4 protein-coding genes are annotated in these 4,577 nt (G+C 68.1%); 3 read left to right on the top strand and 1 reads right to left on the bottom strand.

The features are described from left to right. Together VGR06_RS31210 and VGR06_RS31205 are read left to right on the top strand one after the other, a co-directional pair. The coding region (locus VGR06_RS31210) for a hypothetical protein (RefSeq protein ID WP_327562754.1) at positions 1-191 on the top strand (191 nt) is incomplete at its 5' end. 262 nt (positions 192-453) lie between these two features. Continuing rightward, the gene (locus VGR06_RS31205; protein ID WP_327562753.1) at positions 454-1,233 is read left to right on the top strand and encodes a VOC family protein; all 780 of its coding nucleotides are present in this window, start codon (positions 454-456) and stop codon (positions 1,231-1,233) included. 58 nt (positions 1,234-1,291) lie between these two features. Here the strand turns inward: VGR06_RS31205 and VGR06_RS31200 are convergent, their stop codons facing one another. Further along, entirely contained in the window at positions 1,292-2,515 is a 1,224-nt protein-coding gene (locus VGR06_RS31200; RefSeq protein WP_327562752.1) for a low temperature requirement protein A, read from the bottom strand. 214 nt (positions 2,516-2,729) lie between these two features. Between VGR06_RS31200 and VGR06_RS31195 the strand changes: the two genes are divergently transcribed. Beyond that, positions 2,730-4,304: a transposase gene (locus VGR06_RS31195; RefSeq protein WP_327562751.1), complete on the top strand. Its 1,575-nt coding sequence runs from the start codon at positions 2,730-2,732 to the stop codon at positions 4,302-4,304. Positions 4,305-4,577 lie beyond the last annotated feature (273 nt).

Below are 4,577 nucleotides of genomic sequence, written 5' to 3'. Positions count from 1 at the left end.
AGCCGTACGACGACCGGCTCGCCATCGGCACTTTGGATGGATCGCGGGTGCGGATCGACCGCGAAATGCGCCTAACCTTGCCCGACGGCGGCGAGTTGCCGCGCGATGTCCAGGCTCTGTGCCGCAACGACCGGCTCATCGTGCTGGACGGGCACGAGGTTCTGGGGCTCGACCTCGTCGACTTCAACTGATGCCACGGAGCAATGGCTAGCCGCGCAGGCGCGACGCGGTTCGTCGTCGCCCGTGCCGCGAGCGACCACCGGTCGGTTGGTCTGGCGTACGGTCCAATGAACGCCAGTGCAAGCCGAAATTGTGTGGCTGCTGGTCCAACGATCTAGCCTCCCGAGAGGAAACAAGGCGGATCACTCCGCGACACACACTCACCCGCGGTCTCCAGATCAGGCCGCGGATCTTCGTGGCGACAGGACGCCCCGGTAGGAAAGGGAGGGAGCGATGACGGAATCCAGGACCCCCACAACCAGTGCCGGAATGGAATGGCCGCCGGCCCTGACGCCGTACATCGCCGTGCACGACGCTCGCGCCGCGATCGACTGGTACGTGAAGGTGCTCGCGGCGGTCCCGCGAGGTGAGCCGATCGTGATGCCCGACGGTTCGGTCGGTCACGCAGAGATCGGCATCGGGGACGCCGTTCTGATGCTCTCCGAAGGCTCGACCGAGGTGCCGGTACAGCCGCCGGAGCCCACCGGCACGTACAGCCACACCATCCACGCCCAGATCAGTGACGTCGACCGCATCGTTGAACAGGCCAGGCAGAACGGCGCTCAGATCGAGCGCGAACCGGTCGATGAGCCTTACGGCCGGGTTGCGGTCATGATCGACCCGTTCGGCCATCGTTGGATGCTCAACCAACCTCCCGGTCGGGCGACCCGCGAACGCCACGGCGACGTCGCATACATCACGATCGGAGTCCCTGACGACGAGCGAGCCAGGGAGTTCTACGGCTCGGTACTCGGATGGCAGTTCGAGCCGGGCAGCGTCGAACACGGCTGGAATGCGCCGATGGTACGGCCGATGCTGGGGATAGCAGGCAACCGGCAGGACGCTCCCCAGGTCGAGCTGTGCTATCGGGTTGCGGACATGGAGGCGGCGACCGCCCTTGTGCGCCAGCACGGCGGCCAAGCGCGAGAGGTCGAGCAGAAGCCGTGTGGCCTGGTGGCAAACTGCGTCGACAACCAGGGGATGCGCTTCCAGCTCTGGCAACCCACTGACTGATCGCCGGCCTGCCAGGCCGAGGTCGGCGTACCCGTGCCCACCGGGGAACAGAGAACCGTTACGCCCGGAGCTCCTCCGTCACCACGAGTGATCCGAGCAGCAGGATCAGGGCAGCGCTCACCGCGATCGCCGGCATCTGCGCGGCCAGCGGGATGGCCGCGAGCAGCAGGACCACCACAACCGCGCGCGGCCAGCTCTGCGGGCTGCCGACCCGGGCAGCGCAGGCCATCACGCCGAGGAGATAGAGCGCCGGGCCGCCGAGGGTCACCAGCGCCCCGCTCACGTGCAGGGACTCGTCGGGGTGCGCGACCACGAGTTCGTCGCCGACTGCGACGAGGACGATCCCGGCGATGATCGGCAGGTGCAAGTACGTATAGACGTCGCGGCCCATTCGGCCAACGTCGTCGGCCATGCTTTGGCCGATCCTCTCTGCCACGGCCCCAGCGACGTGCCCGAAGTACAGCCACCACAAGGCGGTCGAGCCGAGAAAGGCGAGGCCCAGGGCGACGACATGGGCACCGCCGAGTCCAGTGCCCGACGCGGTCGCGCCCGTCAGCACGATGCTCTCGCCGATCGCGATGATCACGAAGAGCTGGAAGCGCTCGGCGAAATGCTGTCCGTTGATCTGCCACTGGCTGATAGGGGTTGGCCCGACTCGCGGAATCCAGAACATGACCAATGGCGCGAGCAGGTCCAGACCTAGTGCCGCCAACCACAGCACCCACCGCAGCTCATCCGAGGCAAGACCACCGGCCACCCACAGCGGGGCAGTCAGAATGCTCCAGGCGAGTATCTGCTTGAAGTTCCGGTTGAAGTCGCCAGCCGGTGTCACGCCGACGACGAAGGCGTTGCGGCCGATCTGCAACGCCGAATAGCTGCATCCGAAGAGCAGCGCCTCGTCGCCGAAGCCTTGAGGAATTGCCACCGCCATCAGCAGGCTCGCGAGCATGACATAGACGAGGATCAGCCGGACCGGGATCGTCTCTGGATCGAACCAGTTGGCCATCCAGGTCGTGTAGTTCCAGGCCCAATAGACGGCGATCAGCATGAACGCCATCTCTGCGGCACCCTTCCAGCTCAGATCGGCGAGCAGGTGGTGGGAGAGCTGGGTGATCGCGAAGACGTAGACGAGATCGAAGAACAGCTCGAAGAAGGTGGCGCGCTGCTCGGTGCCATCCCGCTCACGTATGTACGGGATATCCGGGATGACCGATCCGCTCGACTGCTCGCGACGGCCGCTAGCAGGCAATTCCGGCTGCTGGCTGGAGGCTGCGGTCTCCATCCCGCGAGCATATGGTCCGCCCCGCCCAGCGTGCTGGTCCCTTCATCCCGCTCGTGACAGCACAACGGCCCGCATGCCGCAGCCCGACCGCGTGCCACTGCCGCGTCCGTCCCTGGTCAGCATGATCACTGGCAATCAATGGCGGATTGGAGCCTGTCGCAAATTGGGTGTGTCGATACCGGGATGAACCTGATCATTGTGTGATGATCTTGTGATGGCGAGAAGGTATCTGCCTGTCGATCGGGATCAGGCGTTTCTGCTGCCGCCGGATCTGCGGGAGTGGCTGCCTGCTGATCATCTGGCGTGGTTCGTGCTGGACGTGGTCGGCGAGCTGGATCTGGGCGAGTTTCATGCCCGGCGGCGGCTGGGCGGGGCCGGCCGGGCCGGGTATGACCCGGCGATGCTGCTGGCCGTGTTGATCTATGCGTATGCGCTGGGTGAGCGGTCGAGCCGGCAGATCGAGCGGTTGTGTGTGACCGATGTGGCGTTCCGGGTGATCTGCGCGCAGCACCGCCCGGATCATGCCACGATCGCCCGGTTCCGCGGCGAGCATGAGGCGGCGCTGGCCGGCCTGTTCGGCCAGGTGCTGGAGGTGTGCGCGGCCGCCGGGATGGGCCGGTTCGGCGCGGTCGCGCTGGACGGCACGAAGATCGCAGCGAATGCGGCGCTGTCGGCCAACCGGCGCGAGGGGTGGGTACGGGAGCGGGCGGCGCGGATCCTGGCCGAGGCCGGTGAGGTGGACGCCGCCGAGGACGCGCTGTTCGGCGCGGTCCGCGGTGACGAGCTTCCGCGGGAGTTCGCCAACCCGGCCACCCGGGCCCAGCGGATCCGGGCGGCGCTGGCCGAGCTGGACACCGCCGACGACCAGCCCGCCGAGGGGCCGGGCGGGTCCGGTCCACCGGTGCCACCAACCGGGACCGCCGGACAGCGGCGGCACCGGCAGTTCCAGCGGCGACTGGAGCGGGCCCGTGCCCGGGTGGCCAGGCTGCGCGCCGCCCACGAGGCGAAACACGCCGCCGACGCTGCGCGGCGGGTAAACGCCACGGCGCAGGGCCGGGTGATCCGGGGCGGCAGCCGACCCAAGCCGGTCGACCAGAACGTCAAGATCCGCGAGGCGGGCGCCCGGCTGGCCAAGCTGGAGCGGGAGGCCCGCGGCCGGGCCGGCCCCCACCCGCTCACGCCGAACCAGGTCGATCCCACCAGCCGGAAGGTGAACCTGACCGACCCGCAATCTCGGACCATGATGACCCGGGCCGGCTGGGTGCAGGGCTACAACGCCCAACTGGTGGTCAGCGAGGACCACCTCATCCTCGCCGCCGACCTGACCAACAGCCCGGTCGATGTCCTCCACTATCAGCCCCTGGTCGCGGCCGCCGTCGACGCGGTGGCCCACATCGGCGAGCACACCGGCCGGCCCGGCGCAGCGATCGGGTGCGTGCTGGCCGACGCCGGCTACGCCAGCGAGGCGAACCTCACCGCGGACGGCCCGGACCGGCTGATCGCGCTGAGCAAACGACACACCGTCGAAGACGCCGCGGCCCACCCCGTCCCCCACCCCGGCGATCACGCCACCGCACGCGACCGCATGCGCCACCGCCTCGCCAGCCCCGACGGGCTCAACCAGTACCGGCGCCGCGCCTCGATCGTCGAACCCATCCACGGCCACCTCAAAGACCGCCGCGGGCTGCGGCGGTTCTCCCGCCGCGGACAAGCCGCCGCAACCAGCGAACTCACCTTCGCCGCCGCAGTCACCAACCTGCTCCGCCTCCGCGCCCACGCCACCGCATAAACCAGCCGCCAGCCAACCCAACCACCAGACCCCACCACCCCCACCTTCCACCCCGCACACCAGCAGTCGAACACACCAACCATTCCGCGACAGGCTCCCGTCCGCCATCAACCGCCAGTGATCACGAGATTGCGCACAAGCCTGTCGGGAGCGCTGGCATGATCAGTTACACCCACGTGATGAGGTGCCGCTGACCGCGCGTAACGCGCTCGAAACAACCTGGATCGAGAATGATGTGCGTTCAGTGTGCGTTTTGGGTGGCGATCAAGCCGC

Origin of the sequence: Actinophytocola sp. (assembly GCF_036002505.1) — a bacterium.
Taxonomy (GTDB): domain Bacteria; phylum Actinomycetota; class Actinomycetes; order Mycobacteriales; family Pseudonocardiaceae; genus DASYTH01.
The sequence above is the reverse complement of the archived record's forward strand: the minus strand, read 5'-3'. Positions and strand labels throughout refer to the sequence as shown.

What these genes read in the sequence shown, in the direction of transcription:
- VGR06_RS31200 (WP_327562752.1), bottom strand. Translation starts at nt 2,515, where the DNA reads ATGGAGACCGCAGCCTCCAGCCAGCAGCCGGAATTGCCTGCTAGCGGC.
- VGR06_RS31205 (WP_327562753.1), top strand. Translation starts at nt 454, where the DNA reads ATGACGGAATCCAGGACCCCCACAACCAGTGCCGGAATGGAATGGCCG.
- VGR06_RS31195 (WP_327562751.1), top strand. Translation starts at nt 2,730, where the DNA reads ATGGCGAGAAGGTATCTGCCTGTCGATCGGGATCAGGCGTTTCTGCTG.